This is a genomic window from Candidatus Sodalis sp. SoCistrobi, from assembly GCF_900143145.1.
Lineage (GTDB): Bacteria > Pseudomonadota > Gammaproteobacteria > Enterobacterales > Enterobacteriaceae > SoCistrobi.
Window position 1 is genome coordinate 1 of the sequence record NZ_FRDB01000002.1, and the last position, 17,783, is coordinate 17,783.

Here is a 17,783-nt window from a genome sequence, read left to right on the forward strand (position 1 = left end):
CGGCGACTCCTACGATAATGCGATGGCAGAGAGTATCAACGGGTTGTACAAAACGGAGGTTATCCACCGCGGGAGCTGGAAAAACCGGACGGAAGTGGAGTTGGCCACGCTGGACTGGGTGGACTGGTACAACAACAGAAGGCTGCTCGGGCGGCTGGGTTACATCCCTCCTACTGAAGCCGAAATGAACTATTACGCTTTGCAATTAGCATCAGAGGAAGCGGCGTAGTATTGCCAAAATTACTCTCTAATAAACTCGGGGTTATTCAGGCTTCAACAATACGGCACAGGTTGTCGATCGGGGTGCGGCCGGCGTCCTCGCAGGAAAATTCGACGTCATCGGTATAGTTGCGCGCGCGTTTAACCGAGTGAACCGCCATTTCAACCACCTGGTCAAAGCTTTTTTTCAGCTTGGATTCCACATGCAGGGTCGAGGTGGCCAGGAAAACATGGATACGGAAAGCCTCCGCCACGCGCAGCGCCTCGGCCGCGACATCAATATCGCGATCGACGCAGCGCGCCAGGCCGCAAACCCGGCTGTTTTTGATTTGGCGGGCAATGGTCTGCACCGACTCGAAATCGCCGGGGGAAGACACCGGAAAGCCCACTTCCATGACGTCAACGCCCATTCTTTCCAGCGCCTGCGCAACCTGCAGTTTCTCTTTTACGCTCAGGCTCGCCTGCAGCGCCTGTTCACCATCACGCAGCGTGGTATCGAAAATAATGACTTGTTGGCTCATGGTGGATCCTTATTCTGTTGGTTGCCGCACACGCCAGGCATAAAAAAACCCGCGCAGTGCGCGGGTTTTTATCTGGAGTGGCCCGAATTCAGTTCTGAATTCCGTGCACCAGCCTACCGCGCATCAATTTTGCGTGTAGCAGTAGGCTTAGTAGACGGAGAGACGTGAACATAAATTCTGTGCATTCCAGTAATGAATTCGTTTAGTAAGGTTATTGGTACCGCATCCGGCGCGCGCTGTCAACCGTTCATCGCGGCGGCCGGCCGGCCGGCCAGGGCCGATTTGTCGGCGCGCACTTTTATGCACCCCTGCTAAAATTGACCCACCGGCAGAAATAACCTGCCGTAAAAAAGGGTCTTATCCAGTGAATTATCTTGTGGAGTCCCATTGGGGTAGCGTATTAAATATACCCGTTTATGGCGCAGGGTTTTTTGCTGTTTGCCTGCATCATTAACAGGCGCTATCGTAATCGGCCATAAATTATAACAACACAGTATTCAGGGTGCTTATTACCCTGTCCCTCACGACAATCGGAAAGGCGTTCCGCTGTCGGCGTAACACTGTAAGCCTGGAGGCAAACCATGGAGATGTTGTCAGGAGCCGAGATGGTGGTCCGGTCATTGATTGATCAGGGCGTAAAGCAGGTATTCGGTTATCCCGGCGGTGCCGTGCTGGATATTTATGACGCGTTGCACACGGTCGGCGGCATCGATCACGTGCTGGTGCGTCACGAACAGGGCGCGGTACACATGGCTGACGGCTACGCCCGCGCCACCGGCGAGGTCGGCGTGGTGCTGGTGACCTCCGGGCCCGGCGCCACCAATGCGATAACCGGTATCGCCACCGCCTATATGGACTCGATTCCCTTGGTGGTGCTGTCCGGCCAGGTAGCCAGCTCGCTGATTGGTTACGACGCCTTTCAAGAGTGCGATATGATTGGCATTTCGCGCCCGGTGGTGAAACACAGCTTTCTGGTGAAGAAGACCGAAGATATCCCGCTGGTGCTGAAAAAAGCCTTCTTTCTGGCCGCCAGCGGCCGGCCGGGGCCGGTGGTGATCGATCTGCCCAAAGACATACTCAGCGCGGCGCACAAATTGCCCTACCTCTATCCCGACGCGGTGTCGATGCGCTCGTACAACCCCACCGTGCAGGGCCACAAGGGGCAAATCCGGCGCGCGCTCACGACGCTGCTCGCAGCCGGGCGGCCGGTGGTGTATACCGGCGGCGGTGCCATCACTTCCGCCTGCCACCACGCGCTGCGTCAACTGGCTGAACAGCTGAATTTGCCGGTGGTGAGCTCGCTGATGGGGCTGGGCAGTTTCCCCGGCAGCCATCGGCAAAGCCTCGGTATGCTGGGGATGCATGGCACCTTCGAGGCGAATATGGCGATGCATCGCGCCGATGTGATTTTCGCCGTCGGGGTTCGTTTTGACGATCGCACCACCAACAATCTGGCGAAATACTGTCCAGATGCCACGGTACTGCATATCGATATCGATCCGGCGTCGATTTCCAAAACCGTCACCGCCGACGTACCGATTGTGGGCGACGCCCGCCAGGTTCTCGAACAGATGCTGGAGCTGCTGGCGGCGGGAGAAAGCCGTCAACCGTTCGACGCGCTGCGTGATTGGTGGCGGGATATCGAGCAGTGGCGCGCCCGCGCCTGCCTGAAATACGACAGCAGCAGCGATAAAATTAAACCCCAGGCGGTGATTGAGACGCTGTACCGGCTGACGCAGGGGAAGGCTTACGTCACCTCCGACGTCGGCCAGCATCAGATGTTTGCCGCGCTGTACTACCCGTTCGATGAACCGCGGCGCTGGATCAACTCCGGCGGCCTGGGCACCATGGGCTTTGGCCTGCCGGCGGCGCTCGGGGTGAAGATGGCCTTTCCACAGGAAACCGTGCTGTGCATCACCGGCGACGGCAGTATCCAGATGAATATTCAGGAGCTGTCCACCGCACTGCAATATGATCTGCCGGTGGTGGTGGTCAGTTTGAACAACCGCTATCTCGGCATGGTGAAACAGTGGCAGGACATGATTTATTCCGGCCGCCACTCCCAATCCTATATGGCGTCCCTGCCGGACTTCGTGAAATTGGCTGAGGCCTATGGCCATGTTGGCATCGCCATTGAGCGGCCCGATGAGCTGGAATCCAAGCTGGCTCAGGCGCTGGCGGTGAAAAACCGTCTGGTGTTCGTGGACGTGATGGTGGACGGCACGGAACACGTTTACCCCATGCAAATTCGCGGCGGCGGCATGGATGAAATGTGGCTAAGTAAAACGGAGAGGACTTGATCATGCGCCGTATTTTATCAGTGTTACTGGAAAACGAATCCGGCGCATTATCCCGGGTTATCGGGCTGTTTTCCCAGCGTGGCTACAACATCTAAAGTCTGACCGTGGCCCCCACCGACGATCCCACCCTCTCACGCATGACCATTCAGACCGTGGGCGACGAGAAGGTGCTGGAGCAGATTGAAAAGCAGCTGCATAAGCTGGTGGACGTGTTGCGCGTCAATGAGCTGGGGCAGGGTGGAAGCACCCACGTTGAACGGGAGATTATGCTGGTGAAAGTGCAGGCCAGTGGTTTTGGGCGCGAAGAGGTGAAACGCTGCGCCGAAATCTTCCGCGGTCAGATTGTTGACGTCACGCCGGCTATCTATACCGTTCAGCTGGCGGGCACCAGTGAGAAACTGGACGCCTTCCTCGCCACCGTGCGCGAGGTGACGGAGATAGTGGAAGTCGCCCGCTCGGGCATCGTCGGCCTTTCGCGCGGCGATAAAGTGATGCGCTGAACCTGTGTCCTGCCGGGGGCTACAGCCTGCGTTATCGGCTGAACGCCCCTGTTCGCGCCGGGCGGGGTTTTTGCCTCGCCCGGCGGATGATTACCCTGGCGCCTAGCTTACGCCGGTGCCCGGCGCGTCTCCCCGGACCGGCATGGCGGGCTGACAGGCCGTAGCAGGGGCGGTCCTCCGCTGAGCATAACGGGTCCCCGACATTATCCGGCCTATGCCCACGGGACGACAAAACGGGTTCTCAGGTCCAACCGGGCCTAATACCGTGCAGTGCCCTGTTGTCATGTCTTCCACTGAATTTATGCTATCGGCCGTTTGAGCCGGTTCAACTGTTCCGGCCGTATCGGCCGTTTAAGCCCTATCAGCTTTATCAGCCGTATTGGCCGAAGTCGCTTTATCAGCTTTGTCGGCTGTATCGAGCGTGTCAACGGTCTTAGCCGCATCGGCTGAAGTCGCTTTATCAGCTTTGTCGGCTGTATCAGGCGTGTCAACGGTCTTAGCCGTATTGGCCTAATTCGCTTTATTAGCTTTGTCGGCTGTATCGGGCGTGTCAACGGTCTTAGCCGCTTCGGCTGAAGTCGCTTTATCAGCTTTGTCGGTTGTATCAGGCGTGTCAACGGTATTCGCCGCATCGGCCGAAGTCGCTTTATTAGCTGTATCGGCCGTTTAAGCCTTATTGGCAGGGCGCTGACGCCGCTTCGACAACGGCCGCCGGATTTTCGCTTAGCATTTTGTGCTGATAGTTGTAGCATGGTTGAATTCCCCGGTGCGACTATGGACATTCGGGCAAAGGGTTAATTAATAAGCATAAAGGGGTCTATGTGAAACTGGATGAAATCGCGCGCCTGGCTGGTGTTTCGCGCACAACCGCCAGTTATGTCATTAACGGCAAAGCGAAACAATACCGCGTCAGCGATAAAACCGTGGAAAAGGTTATGGCAGTGGTCAGGGAGCATAATTACCATCCCAATGCGGTCGCCGCCGGCCTGCGCGCCGGGCGCACCCGCTCCATCGGCCTGGTTATCCCCGATCTGGAAAATACCAGTTATACCCGCATCGCCAACTATCTCGAACGCCAGGCGCGTCAGCGCGGCTATCAGCTATTGATCGCCTGTTCGGAAGACCAGCCGGACAACGAGATGCGCTGCGTGGAGCATCTGCTTCAGCGGCAGGTTGACGCTATCATCGTCTCAACCGCCTTGCCGCCGGAGCATCCGTTCTATCAGCGCTGGGCCAATGACGCATTCCCCATCATTGCCCTCGACCGTGCGCTGGATCGCGAGCACTTTATCAGCGTCGTCGGTGCGGATGAGGAAGATGCGGAAATGCTGTCCCAGGAGCTGAGTCAGTTCCCGGGGGAGCACGTGTTGTATCTTGGCGCTCTGCCGGAGCTGTCGGTGAGTTTCCTGCGTGAACAGGGGTTCCGGCGCGGCTGGGGGCAGGATCGGCGCAAGCCGGACTTTCTCTATGCCAACAGCTATGAGCGTTCAGCGGCGGCGGGGCTGTTCGGCCGCTATCTGGAGAGCAATCCCATGCCGCAGGCGCTGTTCACCACGTCATTTTCTCTGCTGCAGGGGGTGATGGACGTAACGCTCAAACGCAGCGGCCGGCTGCCGACCCATCTGGCCATCGCCACTTTTGGCGATAATGAACTGCTGGATTTTCTGGAGTGTCCAGTGCTGGCGGTCGCCCAGCGCCATCGGGAAGTGGCGGAGCGGGTGCTGGAGCTGGTGCTCGCCAGTCTTGACGAGCCTCACCGGCCCAAGCCGGGTCTGACGCGTATTCGCCGCAGCCTGTTCCGGCGCGGTCAGCTTAGCCGTAATTAAACCCTGCGCCGCCGGGCCGTGAGCCGAGACGGCGCCGAGGCGACCGGCAGCGTCCCAGTCACCCGGAACAGCCGGCGGCAATAATCCAGGAAGTAGCCGTACACCACGCCGAGCACCATAGAGGCCACCGCGTTGCTGGCCACCGCTGCTAGCAGCTGCCCCCACTCTACCCCCACCACCAGCAGGATCGCCGCATACACCGGTGATTGAAAACTGACGTACGCCAGCAGATCCGCCAAGTTACGGTTCCAGACTTGTTTGGGCCCGTGGCGCCATGCCAGACGCAGCACCGCATCGCGATACTGGCCAAACGGCCAGGCGATAATCACGTTAATCGGGATCGCCAGCACACGTGACGATAACGACTGCTGCAGGCTCATGCCGGACAACAGGATCTCAATCGCCATGCCGGTAAAAAAGCAGTACACCACCAGTGCGAAGGTGTCCGCAGTAGCACTGCGTAAACGAGATGATGCAGCAGACATGAGATGACAGCTCCAGCGTAAAAAAGAAAAGGAATCTCCCGCTAGCGTGACAGTGGCGGGAGTGATTTGTAATGGTTAATTTATGCAGTGTAGATTACATCACTGCATACTCTAAGTTAACTAGTTAATAATTTTTATTTAAATGATAAATAACAGTTTTTATGCCGATAAAATATCCATCGTTGACCATTTAGGCGATTTCTCGCCGTCAGTTAATGAAAGATAATGAGAATCAAATGGTTGGGCGAAATGATTTCTTAAATCGGTCGTGGGGGGTTTTAACTACCGCAGCGGTGCCAAAAAAAGAATTGCGCTATTTTTAGGATTAGTCTGGTGATAAAATAAAGCGGACGGTTACCAATAAACATCTGATGATAAAATCAACAAAGATTAGGGCATATAAAAGTAAAGGTGTATTTTAAGCCGTCAAACAGAACGCTTTCAGCGGATTAATAAAGGCGTTAAAATATCTGCGCAGTATGAAAAAAGAGGAATGGTAAACCCTTCTGTTACTCCCCCCTTGCTTCATCCGCCCTCGTGTTGCCTAGCGTTGTCTCGCTGCCCGGAAGTCCATTAGACCGGTTTTTGGCCGGCGGTGGTTTCGCAGGCGCGAATATTTATATTTTTTAATCCGAACAGAATGACGATGAATAGAGTGATGTTATTTTTAGCTTTTTTTCGTGATGTATTACGCATTCTCCTCACGAATGGTAATTACCGACGTAAATAATCCCTTCTGAGTCATTTAGTCGCTTGACAATGTTTTGACACCATTCGTACACTCTTTTGCGTGGGAATTTGTGGGGCAAAGTGGTGATTAAGGTTTTTAAGGGGTAAACGGACGCATGTTTCGTGGCGCAACCTTGGTTAACCTTGACAGCAAAGGCCGGCTCGCCGTGCCTACCCGTCATCGGGAAAAGCTGAATGAGGACTCGGCAGGTTTAATGGTGTGTACCATTGACCTCCATCAGCCATGCCTGTTGCTTTACCCCTTGCCGGCCTGGGAAATCATCGAACAAAAGCTGTCGCGATTGTCGAGCATGAACCCCGCGGAACGCCGGGTGCAGCGTTTGTTGCTGGGGCATGCGAGCGAGTGCCAGATGGATGGCGCAGGCAGAATTCTGCTGGCGCCGACGCTCCGGCAGCACGCCGGGCTGTCAAAAGAAGTGATGCTGGTTGGGCAATTCAATAAGTTCGAGTTGTGGGACGAACAGACCTGGTATCAACAAGTCAAGGATGACATCGACGCTGAGCTGTCGGCGGAGCTACCGCTTACCGACCGGCTGCAAGACTTATCGCTATAGCCATGTCAGAAAATTATTTACATACCACCGTGCTGCTGGATGAAGCGGTGAAGGGTCTGAATCTTCGGCCAGACGGCGTCTATCTGGACGGGACCTTCGGGCGCGGCGGGCATTCGCGTCTTATTTTATCAAAGCTGGGGGCGCAGGGACGGCTGTTCGCTATCGATCGCGATCCGGCGGCCATCGAAGCGGCGCGGGCCATTGGCGATGCGCGTTTTACCATTATCCACGGGCCGTTTTCCGCCATGGCGGAGTACATGGCGCAACGGGACCTGCTGGGCAAGGTTGACGGTATATTGCTGGATCTTGGTGTCTCGTCGCCGCAGCTCGACGACCCGGAACGCGGTTTTTCGTTTATGCGCGACGGACCGCTGGATATGCGTATGGATACCACGCGCGGCCAGTCCGCCGCGCAGTGGCTGGCGCAGGCGTCGGCGGAGGACATTGCCTGGGTGTTGAAGACCTTTGGCGAAGAGCGCTTCGCCAAGCGAATCGCTCAGGCCATCGTCGCGCATAATCGTCAGCAGCCGATGACCCGCACCCGCGAACTGGCGGCGTTGATTGCCGACGCCAGCCCGTTTCGCGACAAGCATAAGCATCCGGCGACGCGCAGCTTCCAGGCGATCCGCATTTACATCAACAGCGAGCTGGAAGAGATCGAACGGGCGCTGGACGGCGCGCTAACGGTGTTGGCCCCCGGCGGCAGGTTGTCGGTTATCAGCTTCCACTCGCTGGAGGATCGATTGGTGAAACAATTTATTCGTCAGCACAGCCGCGGACCGCAGGTGCCGGCGGGGTTGCCGCTCACGGAAGCGCAGATCGCCGCACAGTACCAAGACCAGCGTCAGCTGAAAGCGGCGGGCAAAATGCAGCCATCGGCGCGGGAGATAAGCGATAACCCGCGCGCGCGCAGTTCGGTGCTGCGCTTTGCCGAGAAGCTGGTGCCATGATCGGCAACGAACGGCACGGGTTGATAGGCGTTATCGGCAGCGATTTGCTGCGCCACGGCAAACTGCCGCTGTTGTTACTGATTGCGGTCATGGTCTCCGCAGTCCTGGTGGTGATGACGACCCATCAGAGCCGGCGGCTGACCGCCGAACGTGAACAGATGGTGCTGGAGAAGGACGCGCTGGATATCGAATGGCGCAACCTGATCCTGGAAGAGAACGCGCTGGGGGATCACAGCCGCGTGGAGCGTATCGCCACCGATAAATTGCAGATGCAGCATGTGAGTCCGTCGCAAGAAAATATTGTGGTTCAACCGTAATCTACACAGGGATCGCTAACGATACATGAAAGCCGCAGCACGCACGATGAAACACAAACGCCAGGAGAACCAGACCAGCTTTGTCAGCTGGCGTTTCGCCTTGCTGTGCGGTTGCATCCTGCTGGCGCTGTTGGGGCTGATGTTGCGGGTGGCCTATCTGCAGGTGATCAATCCCGACAAACTGGTGCGCGAAGGGGATATGCGTTCGCTGCGCGTGCAGCAGGTCCCCACCGCGCGCGGAATGATAAGCGACCGCGCCGGCCGTCCGCTGGCGGTGAGCGTGCCGGTTAACGCCATCTGGGCCGATCCGAAAGAGCTTAACGATCACGGCGGCATCAGCGCCGACAGCCGCTGGAAGGCGCTGTCCGATGCGCTTTCCATCCCTCTCGATCAGCTCTCCTCGCGCATTAACGCCAATCCCAAAGGGCGTTTTGTCTATTTGGCGCGCCAGGTTAATCCTGCTATCGGCGAGTACATCCATAAACTTAAACTTCCGGGCATTTTCTTGCGCCAAGAGTCACGGCGCTATTATCCCGCAGGTCAGGTGACCGCGCATCTCATCGGCGTGACCAATATCGATAGCCAGGGGATTGAAGGTATCGAGAAGAGCTTTGACCGCTGGCTGACCGGACAACCCGGCGAGCGTACGGTGCGCAAAGATCGGTTTGGCCGGGTTATCGAGGATATTTCCTCGGTGGACAGTCAGGCGGCGCACAATCTGGCGCTCAGCATCGACGAGCGTTTACAGGCGCTGGTGTATCGCGAGTTAAACAATGCGGTGGCGTTCAATAAGGCCGAGTCCGGCACCGCGGTGTTGGTGGATGTCAATACCGGCGAAGTGCTGGCCATGGCCAACAGCCCCTCCTACAACCCCAACAACCTGACCGGAACCACGATGGACGTGATGCGCAACCGCGCCATCACCGATATTTTCGAGCCGGGCTCGACGGTCAAGCCGATGGTGGTGATGACCGCGCTACAGCGCGGCGTGGTGCGGGAAAACAGCGTACTCAATACGCTGCCCTACATGATTAGCGGCCACCAAATCAAGGATGTGGCGCGCTATGCCGAATTAACCGTGACCGGAATTTTGCAGAAATCGAGTAACGTCGGAGTGTCCAAGCTGGCGTTAGCGATGCCATCCTCGGCGCTGGTAGAAACTTACTCGCGCTTTGGATTGGGTAAGGCGACCAATTTGGGGCTGGTCGGAGAAAGCAGTGGCTTATATCCCCATAAACAACGGTGGTCCGACATGGAGAGGGCCGCCTTCTCTTACGGCTACGGGCTAATGGTAACGCCGTTACAATTAGCGCGGGTCTACGCCACGATCGGCGGTATGGGCGTTTTACGCCCGCTTTCCATTACCCGGGTCGATCCCCCGGTGGCGGGAGAGCGGGTGTTTCCCGAATCGCTGGTGCGTACCGTGGTACACATGATGGAAAGCGTGGCGCTGCCGGGCGGCGGCGGCACCAAAGCCGCCATTAAGGGCTACCGCATCGCTATTAAAACCGGTACCGCCAAAAAGGTCGGGCCGGACGGCAACTACATTAATAAATATATCGCCTATACCGCCGGGGTCGCACCCGCCAGTAACCCGCGCTTTGCGCTGGTGGTGGTGATAAACGATCCGCAGGGCGGCAAGTACTACGGCGGGGCGGTATCCGCGCCGGTATTTGGCGCCATCATGGGCGGTGTACTGCGGACAATGAACATAGAGCCGGACGCGTTGCCGCAGCCCGGTGAGAAATCCGACATGGTGGTCAATAATCGAAAAGAGGCATCCGGTGACCGATCGTAATTTGCGTGAGCTGCTCGCGCCCTGGGTACCTGATGCCCCGGAACGCGTGCTGAGGGAAATGACGCTGGACAGCCGCACCGCGGCTGCGGGCGATCTGTTTGTGGCCGTCGCCGGCCATCAGACGGACGGGCGTCGCTATATTCCCCAGGCGATCGCGCAAGGCGTTGCCGCCGTCGTGGCACAAGCGGAAGGTGAGGCCGAAGAGGGTGAAATCCTCGAACTGCACGGCGTGCCGGTCATCTATCTCCACCATCTCCACGCGCGTTTATCCGCGCTGGCGGGACGCTTTTATCAGCAGCCGTCGCGCGCGCTGCGCCTGGTCGGCGTCACCGGCACCAACGGCAAAACCACCACCACCCATCTTCTGGCGCAGTGGGCGCAGTTATTAGGTGAGACCAGCGCCGTAATGGGCACCGTCGGCAACGGCGTGCTGGGCCATATCCATCCGGCCGACAATACCACCGGCTCACCGGTTGAAGTCCAACAGCTGCTGTCTCAGCTGCAGCGGCAGGGCGCGCGCTTCGCGGCGATGGAAGTCTCCTCCCACGGCCTGGTGCAGCACCGGGTCAGCGATGTGCATTTTGCCGCTGCGGTGTTTACCAATTTAAGTCGCGACCATCTCGATTATCACGGCGACATGGCGCAGTACGAAGCGGCCAAATGGCGGTTATTCAGCGAGTTGGACGTCGGTCAGCGCATTATCAACGCCGATGACGCCACCGGCCGGCGCTGGCTCAAAAGGTTGCCGCAGGCGATTGCGGTCGCGGTCAGCGAGGCGCTGCCGCCGGAACACCAGGGCGACTGGCTGTGCGCCGGCGAGGTACGTTATCATGCGCGCGGCGCACAGATCCCCTTTCGCTCCAGCTGGGGCGAGGGGACGCTCAGCAGCCCATTGGTGGGCCAATTCAACGTCAGCAATCTGTTGCTGGCGCTCACCACGCTGCTGGCGCTCGGCTATCCGCTGCCGGCGCTGCTTGAGTGCGCCAGCCGCCTGCAGTCGGTCTGCGGTCGCATGGAGGTGTTTCATACCGAAGGCCGCCCTATGGTGCTGGTGGATTATGCCCACACCCCCGACGCGCTGGAAAAGGCGCTGGCGGCGGCCAGACTGCATTGCCACGGCAAACTGTGGTGCGTGTTCGGCTGCGGCGGCGATCGCGATAAGGGCAAGCGGCCGCTGATGGGCGCTATCGCCGAGCAGTACGCCGACCGGGTAATCATCACCGACGATAATCCGCGCGGCGAAGCGGCGCAGGATATCATCAACGACATTAAGAGCGGCCTGCTGGATGCGGGTCGTATCCAGGCGATTTCTGGCCGCGCGGAAGCGGTTACCAGCGCCATTATGCAGGCCGCGCCGGCGGATCTGGTGCTGGTGGCCGGTAAAGGCCATGAGGATTACCAGATAATCGGCCAGCAGCGGCTGGACTATTCCGACCGGACTACCGTGGCGCGGTTGTTGGGGGTGGTGGCATGATCCCCTTTACGCTCAGCGCCATCACGCCGGTGCTTAACGCCGAACGGCTGGGCAGTGATGGCACTATTGAGACCATCGTCACCGACTCGCGGGCGCCGGCGGCGGCGCAGCGGTGTTTATTTGTCGCGCTGAAGGGCGATCAGTTCGACGCCCATGATTTCGCCGAGCAGGCGGTCGCCGCCGGCGCCGTCGCGCTGCTGGTCAACCGCCGTTTGCCGCTGGACGTGCCGCAGTTGGTGGTCGCCGATACCCGGCGCGCGCTGGGCCAATTGGGCGCCTGGGTGCGCCAGCAGGTCCCGGCGCGGGTGGTGGCCCTGACCGGGTCCTCCGGCAAAACGTCGGTCAAGGAAATGACCGCCGCCATCCTGCGCCAGTGCGGGCGGGTGTTGGCGACCGACGGTAATTTCAACAACGATATCGGCGTACCGCTGACGCTGCTGCGTTTGACCCCGGCCCATGATTTTGCGGTTATCGAGCTGGGGGCCAATCACCTTGGCGAAATCGCCTGGACCACCGATTTGGTGCGCCCGGAAACCGCGCTGGTGAACAACCTTTCTGCGGCCCATCTGGCCGGGTTCGGCTCGTTGTCGGGCGTGGCGCAGGCCAAGGGCGAAATCTTCGCCGGCCTGCCGGCCAACGGACGCGGCATTCTTAACGCCGACAGCCATGATTGGCCGCACTGGCAACAGGTACTGGGCCACAAGGCGGTTTGGCGCTTCGCCGTACAGGCCGCCGACGGCGTGGATTTTTTTGCCAGCGACATCGCAAGCACACAGCAGGCGGTGCGTTTCACCCTGCACAGTCCGCTGGGTGAATGCCCGGTGCGGTTGCCGCTGCCGGGCAAGCATAATATCGCCAATGCCCTAGCCGCCTGCGCACTGGCGCTGTCGGTGGGTGCCGGGTTGCCGGCGGTTGCCGCCGGTCTGGCGCAGTTGCAGGCCGTACCGGGACGGTTGTTCCCTATTGCGCTCGGCGCCGGCCGTCTGCTGCTGGACGATAGCTATAACGCCAATGTCGGCTCCATGACCGCCGCCGCGCAGGTGCTGGCGGAAATGCCGGGCTACCGGGTAATGGTGGTCGGCGATATGGCCGAGCTGGGGGAGGAAGCGGCGGAATGCCATCGACAGGTCGGCGAAGCCGTCGCCCTGGCCGGTATCGACAAAGTCTTAAGCGTCGGCAGCCTGAGCCACCTTATCGGTGAGGCCAGCGGCCGGGGCGAACATTTTCAGGACAAAACCGCGCTGACCGCCCGACTGGCGCAGCTGCTGTCCGAACAGGCGGTAATAACCGTATTAGTGAAGGGTTCACGTAGTGCCGCGATGGAGCAGGTGGTGCGCGCGTTACAGGAGAAAGCACCATGTTAGTCTGGCTGGCCGAACATCTGGTCCCATTTTATTCAGGATTCAACGTCTTTTCTTACCTGACGTTTCGCGCCATCGTCAGCCTGCTGACCGCGCTGTTCCTGTCGCTGTGGATGGGACCGCGTCTTATCGCCTGGCTGCAAAAGCTGCAGATCGGACAGGTGGTGCGCAATGATGGCCCAGAATCGCATTTCAGCAAACGCGGCACGCCGACCATGGGCGGGTTGATGATCCTCACCTCGATCACGATTTCGGTATTGATGTGGGCTTATCCGTCCAACCCGTATGTCTGGTGCGTGCTGTTTGTCCTGGTGGGCTACGGCATCGTGGGCTTTATCGACGACTATCGCAAGGTGGTGCGCAAAGACACTAAGGGGCTTATCGCCCGCTGGAAATATTTCTGGCAGTCGGTGATAGCGCTGGCGGTTGCCTTCACCATGTTCGCGGTGGGCAAAGATACGCCGGCGACCCAGCTGGTGGTGCCGTTTTTCAAGGACATCATGCCGCAGCTAGGGCTGTGGTATGTGCTTTTAGCCTACTTTGTCATCGTCGGCACCAGTAATGCGGTCAACCTGACCGACGGTCTGGACGGTCTGGCGATTATGCCGACGGTGTTCGTCGCCGCCGGTCTGGCGCTGGTGGCGTGGGCGACCGGCAACATGAATTTTGCCGGCTACCTGCACATTCCTTATGTGCGTTTCGCGGGTGAACTGGTGGTAGTGTGCACGGCCATCGTCGGCGCCGGGCTGGGGTTTTTGTGGTTCAACACCTACCCCGCGCAGGTGTTCATGGGCGACGTCGGCTCGCTGGCGCTGGGCGGCGCGCTCGGCACCATCGCGGTGCTGCTGCGCCAGGAATTTTTACTGCTGATTATGGGCGGGGTGTTCGTGGTGGAAACCCTGTCGGTGATTTTACAGGTGGGCTCGTTCAAATTGCGCGGTCAGCGCATTTTCCGTATGGCGCCCATCCATCACCACTATGAATTGAAGGGCTGGCCGGAGCCGCGCGTCATCGTGCGTTTCTGGATTATTTCCCTGATGCTGGTCCTTATCGGGCTGGCTACGCTTAAGGTACGGTAATGAAGACGGACTATCGGGGCGAACAAGTGGTCATCATCGGGCTGGGGCTTACCGGCCTTTCCTGCGTTGACTTCTTTTGCCGCCGTGGCGTGACGCCGCGGGTGCTGGACACCCGTTTTACGCCGCCGGGTCTGGAGAAACTGCCGGCCGATGTGCCGCGCCATCTGGGTTCGCTTAACGAGGCGTGGCTGCTCGACGCCACGCTTATCGTCACCAGCCCCGGCGTTCCCCTGTCGCATCCCGCGCTGGCCGCGGCCGCAGCGGCCGGCGTGACCATTATCGGCGATATCGAGCTGTTCGCGCGCGAGGTATCGGCACCGGTGGTGGCGATAACCGGCTCCAACGGCAAAAGCACCGTTACCCGTATGGTGGGCGAAATGGCCGCCGCCGCCGGCTGGCAGGTGGGGGTTGGCGGCAATATCGGTCTGCCAGCGCTGACGCTTTTGGACTCGCCGTGCCAGCTGTATGTTCTGGAGCTGTCGAGTTTCCAGCTGGAAACCACCCATAGCCTGAAAGCGGCGGCGGCGACGGTTCTCAATATCAGCGAAGATCACATGAACCGCTATCCGCTTGGCCTGCAACAGTACCGGGCGGCCAAGCTGGAAATTTATCACGATGCCGCGGTCTGCGTGGTCAACGCGGAAGATGCGCTTACCCTGCCGGTGCGCGGACATGACGCGCGCTGCATCAGTTTCGGCGCGGAGCGCGGCGATTATTGCCTCCGCCGGCATGCGGGGCAGACCTGGCTGATGGCCCACGGCGAGCCGCTGCTGGAAGGCGCGGAGCTGCGCGTTGGCGGCCGCCATAATTACACCAACGCCCTGGCGGCGCTGGCGCTGGCGGATGCAGTGGGCATCCCGCGCGCGGCAAGTCTGGCGGCGCTGCGGCAGTTCCGCGGTCTGGCGCACCGTTTTGAGTTGGTGCATGAACGCCGCGGCGTACGCTGGATTAATGATTCCAAAGCGACCAATGTGGGCAGTACCGAGGCGGCGCTGAACGGGCTAGAGGTGGCGGGTACGCTGCATTTGCTCTTGGGCGGCGATGGTAAATCCGCCGATTTCACGCCGCTCTCGCCGTGGCTGCAGGGCGACCGGGTGCAGCTGTATTGTTTCGGCCAGGACGGCGAGCAGTTGGCGTCCCTGCGTCCTGGTCCTGACGCCGCGACGCTCACCGAGACGCTGGAGCAGGCGATGCGCATCATCGGTTCCCGGGTGAGGGCAGGGGATATGGTGCTGCTGTCGCCGGCCTGCGCCAGCCTGGATCAGTTCAGCAATTTTGAAGTGCGCGGTGACGTATTCACCCGCCTGGCACGGGAGGTGTGCTGATGCGCTTTCCCGGTTTAGGCTTGATCCCCCGCCTGAAGGCGTGGGTGATGGGGGCGCGCGAGCCTGAGGCGCCGACCCATCTGCTCTATGATCGTACGCTGCTGTGGCTGACGCTGGGGCTGGCCGGTATCGGTTTCGTGATGGTGACCTCGGCGTCGATGCCGATCGGGGCGCGCCTGTCGGACGACCCGTTTTATTTTGCCAAACGTGATGCGTTTTATCTCGGTCTGGCGTTTGTGCTGTCGCTGGCAACGCTCAGGATCCCGATGGCGGTCTGGCAGCGCTACAGCTCGGTGATGCTGCTTATCACGCTGGTGATGCTGCTGGTGGTGCTGGTGGTCGGTAGCTCGGTTAACGGTGCGTCGCGCTGGATAGCGCTCGGGCCGCTGCGCATCCAGCCAGCGGAATTATCCAAGCTGGCGCTGTTTTGCTATCTGGCCAGTTATCTGGTGCGCAAGGTAGAGGAAGTACGTACTAACTTCTGGGGATTTTGCAAACCGATGGGCGTGATGGTGCTGCTGGCGGTACTGCTGCTGGCGCAGCCCGATCTCGGCACCGTGGTGGTGTTGTTCGTCACCACCCTGGCGATGTTGTTCCTGGCCGGCGCCAAGCTATGGCAATTTTTATCGATTATCGGTTCGGGCATTTTCGCGGTGGTGTTGCTCATCATCGCTGAGCCCTACCGTATGCGGCGGGTGACGTCGTTTTGGAACCCGTGGGATGATCCTTTCGGCAGCGGCTACCAGCTTACCCAGTCGCTCATGGCGTTTGGTCGCGGCGAGTTCTGGGGACAAGGACTGGGCAACTCGGTACAGAAACTGGAGTATCTGCCGGAAGCCCATACCGACTTTATCTTCGCCATTTTGGGCGAAGAGCTGGGTTACTTCGGCGTGGTGCTGGCGCTACTGATGGTGTTTTTGGTTGCGTTCCGCGCCATGTCCATCGGCCGCAAAGCGCTGGAAATCGACCAGCGCTTTTCCGGTTTTCTGGCCTGTTCCATCGGCATCTGGTTCAGCTTCCAGGCGCTGGTCAACGTGGGCGCCGCCGCCGGCATGCTGCCGACCAAAGGCTTGACCCTGCCGTTAATCAGCTACGGCGGTTCGAGCCTGCTTATTATGTCGACGGCGATAGTCCTGCTGCTGAGGATCGATTTTGAGACGCGTCTGACTAAAGCGCAGGCGTTTGCGAGGGGGCCGCGATGATGGCAAAGACACGGCGGTTGATGGTGATGGCGGGCGGGACCGGCGGACATGTGTTCCCGGGGCTGGCGGTCGCGCATCACCTGATGGCGCAGGGCTGGCAGGTTCGCTGGCTCGGCACCGCCGATCGCATGGAGGCCGATCTGGTGCCGCAGCACGGCATTGATATCGATTTTATCCGCATTAGCGGCCTGCGCGGCAAGGGATTGAAAGCGCAACTGCTGGCGCCGGTGCGCATTTGGCGCGCCCTGCGGCAGGCGCGGCGGATTATGCGCGCGTGGCGGCCGGATGTGGTGCTGGGTATGGGCGGTTATGTTTCCGGGCCCGGCGGTCTGGCGGCCTGGAGCTGCGGCATTCCGGTGGTCCTGCACGAGCAGAACGGTATCGCCGGCCTGACCAATCGCGGCTTGGCGAAAATTGCCCGCAAAGTATTGCAGGCGTTTCCCGGCGCCTTCCCCCATGCCGAGGTGGTGGGCAATCCGGTACGGGATGCGGTGCTGGCGCTGCCGGCGCCCGAAGCGCGCTTTCACGATCGCACAGGCCCGATTCGGGTGCTGATTATCGGCGGCAGTCAGGGCGCGCGGGTGCTCAATCAGACCATGCCGCCGGTCGCCGCCCGGTTAGCGGGCACCTTGACGCTGTGGCACCAGGTCGGTAAAGGGGCGCTGGAGGAGGTCAACCAGGCCTACGCCGCGAACGGCGAGACGCAGCACAAGGTGGTGGAATTTATCGACGATATGGCCGCCGCCTACGCCTGGGCAGATGTGGTGGTGTGTCGCGCCGGGGCGCTGACGGTGAGCGAAATCGCCGCCGCCGGCCTGCCGGCCCTGTTTGTGCCGTTTATGCACAAAGATCGTCAGCAGTACTGGAACGCGCGGCCGCTGGAGCAGGCCGGCGCGGCGAAAATTATTGAGCAGCCGGCCTTTAGCGTTGAGCGGGTCAGCGACGTGCTGGCCGGCTGGGATCGGCCGACATTGCTGACCATGGCGCAACGCGCCCGGGCGGCGGCGATACCCGATGCAACGGAGCGCGTGGCGCGGGAAGTGGCGGCGGCGGTGCGCGCCTGAGCGTGCGCCGACAACACCGGACGGGCCGTGCGGGCCGTCTTGAGCGTTTTTTTGACTT

At 59.8% G+C, this 17,783-nt stretch carries 14 protein-coding genes and 2 pseudogenes; 14 read left to right on the forward strand and 2 right to left on the reverse strand.

Features of this window, described 5'->3' with window-relative positions; translation table 11 throughout:
* Nucleotides 1-229 (forward strand): integrase core domain-containing protein (locus CINSTRO3249_RS00240; RefSeq protein WP_143146879.1); only part of this gene is annotated, 229 nt, incomplete at its 5' end.
* 40 nt (nt 230-269) lie between these two features.
* On the opposite strand, the pseudogene CINSTRO3249_RS00245 reads toward CINSTRO3249_RS00240, so the two are convergent.
* Nucleotides 270-740, reverse strand: a pseudogene (locus tag CINSTRO3249_RS00245) (2-isopropylmalate synthase); the annotation flags it as partial.
* 581 nt (nt 741-1,321) lie between these two features.
* Between CINSTRO3249_RS00245 and ilvI the strand changes: the two are divergent.
* The 3 genes and pseudogenes from ilvI to cra all read left to right on the forward strand — a co-directional run bounded on the left by ilvI (nt 1,322) and on the right by cra (nt 5,366).
* Nucleotides 1,322-3,040 (forward strand): acetolactate synthase 3 large subunit, encoded by a 1,719-nt coding sequence (gene ilvI, locus CINSTRO3249_RS00250; protein WP_074011674.1) that lies wholly within the window; start codon nt 1,322-1,324, stop codon nt 3,038-3,040.
* 2 nt (nt 3,041-3,042) lie between these two features.
* Nucleotides 3,043-3,540, forward strand: a pseudogene (ilvN, locus tag CINSTRO3249_RS00255) (acetolactate synthase small subunit).
* An 821-nt stretch (nt 3,541-4,361) separates the two neighbouring features.
* Entirely contained in the window at nt 4,362-5,366 is a 1,005-nt protein-coding gene (cra, locus tag CINSTRO3249_RS00260) for a catabolite repressor/activator (protein ID WP_074011675.1), read from the forward strand.
* On the opposite strand, the gene CINSTRO3249_RS00265 is transcribed toward cra, so the two are convergent.
* Nucleotides 5,363-5,851 carry an L-alanine exporter AlaE gene (locus CINSTRO3249_RS00265; protein WP_074011676.1) on the reverse strand — a complete coding sequence of 163 codons (489 nt, stop codon included), beginning with the start codon at nt 5,849-5,851 and terminating at the stop codon, nt 5,363-5,365. The genes cra and CINSTRO3249_RS00265 overlap by 4 nt on opposite strands.
* A gap of 845 nt (nt 5,852-6,696) precedes the next feature.
* Between CINSTRO3249_RS00265 and mraZ the strand changes: the two genes are divergently transcribed.
* The 10 genes from mraZ to murG are packed head-to-tail and all read left to right on the forward strand — an operon-like array spanning nt 6,697 to nt 17,725.
* Nucleotides 6,697-7,155, forward strand: a complete 459-nt coding sequence (gene mraZ, locus CINSTRO3249_RS00270) for a division/cell wall cluster transcriptional repressor MraZ (RefSeq protein ID WP_074011677.1) — start codon at nt 6,697-6,699, stop codon at nt 7,153-7,155.
* A gap of 2 nt (nt 7,156-7,157) precedes the next feature.
* The gene (rsmH, locus tag CINSTRO3249_RS00275) at nt 7,158-8,105 is read left to right on the forward strand and encodes a 16S rRNA (cytosine(1402)-N(4))-methyltransferase RsmH (RefSeq protein ID WP_074011678.1); all 948 of its coding nucleotides are present in this window, start codon (nt 7,158-7,160) and stop codon (nt 8,103-8,105) included.
* Nucleotides 8,102-8,422, forward strand: coding sequence for a cell division protein FtsL (ftsL, locus tag CINSTRO3249_RS00280; RefSeq protein ID WP_074011679.1), 321 nt, complete (start codon nt 8,102-8,104; stop codon nt 8,420-8,422). Before rsmH ends, ftsL begins: the two co-directional genes overlap by 4 nt.
* A 25-nt stretch (nt 8,423-8,447) precedes the next feature.
* Nucleotides 8,448-10,220 carry a peptidoglycan glycosyltransferase FtsI gene (locus tag CINSTRO3249_RS00285; protein ID WP_074011680.1) on the forward strand — a complete coding sequence of 591 codons (1,773 nt, stop codon included), beginning with the start codon at nt 8,448-8,450 and terminating at the stop codon, nt 10,218-10,220.
* Complete coding sequence (murE, locus tag CINSTRO3249_RS00290; RefSeq protein WP_074011681.1) at nt 10,207-11,694, forward strand: UDP-N-acetylmuramoyl-L-alanyl-D-glutamate--2,6-diaminopimelate ligase; 1,488 nt, start codon at nt 10,207-10,209, stop codon at nt 11,692-11,694. Before CINSTRO3249_RS00285 ends, murE begins: the two co-directional genes overlap by 14 nt.
* The gene (gene murF, locus CINSTRO3249_RS00295) at nt 11,691-13,058 is read left to right on the forward strand and encodes a UDP-N-acetylmuramoyl-tripeptide--D-alanyl-D-alanine ligase (RefSeq protein ID WP_074011682.1); all 1,368 of its coding nucleotides are present in this window, start codon (nt 11,691-11,693) and stop codon (nt 13,056-13,058) included. The genes murE and murF overlap by 4 nt, the downstream gene beginning before the upstream one ends.
* Nucleotides 13,052-14,134, forward strand: a complete 1,083-nt coding sequence (mraY, locus tag CINSTRO3249_RS00300; RefSeq protein ID WP_074011683.1) for a phospho-N-acetylmuramoyl-pentapeptide-transferase — start codon at nt 13,052-13,054, stop codon at nt 14,132-14,134. The genes murF and mraY overlap by 7 nt, the downstream gene beginning before the upstream one ends.
* Nucleotides 14,134-15,459, forward strand: coding sequence for a UDP-N-acetylmuramoyl-L-alanine--D-glutamate ligase (gene murD / locus CINSTRO3249_RS00305; RefSeq protein WP_074011684.1), 1,326 nt, complete (start codon nt 14,134-14,136; stop codon nt 15,457-15,459). The genes mraY and murD overlap by 1 nt, the downstream gene beginning before the upstream one ends.
* Nucleotides 15,459-16,661, forward strand: coding sequence for a cell division protein FtsW (ftsW, locus tag CINSTRO3249_RS00310; RefSeq protein ID WP_074011685.1), 1,203 nt, complete (start codon nt 15,459-15,461; stop codon nt 16,659-16,661). Before murD ends, ftsW begins: the two co-directional genes overlap by 1 nt.
* On the forward strand, nt 16,658-17,725 hold the full coding sequence (gene murG, locus CINSTRO3249_RS00315; RefSeq protein ID WP_074011686.1) for an undecaprenyldiphospho-muramoylpentapeptide beta-N-acetylglucosaminyltransferase: 1,068 nt from the start codon (nt 16,658-16,660) through the stop codon (nt 17,723-17,725). Before ftsW ends, murG begins: the two co-directional genes overlap by 4 nt.
* Nucleotides 17,726-17,783: the final 58 nt, after the last annotated feature.